Origin of the sequence: Thermoflexus hugenholtzii JAD2 (assembly GCF_900187885.1) — a bacterium.
GTDB classification, from domain to species: domain Bacteria; phylum Chloroflexota; class Anaerolineae; order Thermoflexales; family Thermoflexaceae; genus Thermoflexus; species Thermoflexus hugenholtzii.
This window is the reverse complement of the sequence record NZ_FYEK01000048.1, coordinates 1-221: the sequence shown is the minus strand read 5'-3', so window position 1 is coordinate 221 and position 221 is coordinate 1. Positions and strand designations below refer to the sequence as shown.

General features: G+C 64.7%; 1 pseudogene. It reads left to right on the top strand.

The window, feature by feature from the left end:
- Window positions 1–76 precede the first annotated feature (76 nt).
- A pseudogene (locus tag CFB18_RS16595) lies at window positions 77–221 on the top strand (Uma2 family endonuclease); the annotation flags it as partial.

Sequence of the window (221 nt, the reverse complement as noted above, 5' to 3'; positions counted from 1 at the left end):
ACCGTGCGCCCCACCACCCTGCCCGACCTGGAGCTCAGCGTGGATGACATCCTGGGATAGCCCGTGGAGGAAAGCGATGCGCGTTCAGGTCCAGCGACGACTGTTCACCGTGGAGGAATACCACCGCATGGCCGAGGCCGGCATCCTCTCCGAAGACGACCGCGTGGAGCTCATCGAAGGAGAACTCGTCACCATGAGCCCCATCGGAAGCCGACACGCCG